Source organism: Caballeronia ptereochthonis (genome assembly GCF_001545075.1).
In the GTDB taxonomy this organism is placed as follows: domain Bacteria; phylum Pseudomonadota; class Gammaproteobacteria; order Burkholderiales; family Burkholderiaceae; genus Caballeronia; species Caballeronia ptereochthonis.
The window spans coordinates 1-658 of record NZ_FCOB02000115.1 but is presented as its reverse complement, the minus strand read 5'-3'; the positions used below and the strand labels follow the sequence as shown (position 1 = coordinate 658).

1 protein-coding gene is annotated in these 658 nt (G+C 63.7%); it reads left to right on the top strand.

Features of this window, described 5'->3' with window-relative positions; genetic code table 11:
- A partial coding sequence (locus AWB83_RS35710; RefSeq protein WP_143750177.1) for a transposase occupies positions 1–658 on the top strand: 658 nt, incomplete at both ends.

Here is a 658-nt window from a genome sequence, read left to right as displayed (position 1 = left end):
TCGGTGCATGACAGTCAGCCGTATCTGGCGCGATTAGACCGTCAACGCAAACGCTTCGGGTTCCAGGTGCAGGCAGTGGGCCTTGATGCGGGCTACTTCACGCCCGCGATCTGTCAGGGGCTGGAGGATCGCGGCGTGGCCGGCGTAATGGGCTATCGCACGCCGAATCATAAGCCCGGCACGTTCCACAAACGCGAGTACCGCTACGACGTCTATCGGGACGAGTACATATGCCCGCGGGGCCAGGCGCTACGCTACAGCACGACCAACCGGGTGGGCTACCGCGAATACAAGTCCAACCCTGATCTGTGCAAGCGCTGTGAGGCGCGTAGTCAATGCACGAGCAGCGCCAATGCGATCAAGGTGGTGGTGCGCCACGTTTGGGAGCGCGCCAAGGAGCGCGTGGACGCCAGGCGGCTGACCGAATGGGGCAAACGCATCTATGCCCGGCGCAAGGAAACCGTGGAGCGTAGCTTCGCGGACGCCAAGCAACTGCACGGGCATCGCTACGCCAGGATGCGTGGGCTGCGCAAACTCGCCGAGCAGTGCTTGTTGGCCGCTGCGGCGCAGAACATCAAGAAGATCGCGCTGCTGCTGGCGCGCCTGCGGGCGCTTTTACGTCACTTCTGGCCCCTGCACGAACCGCTACAGCGGCTCA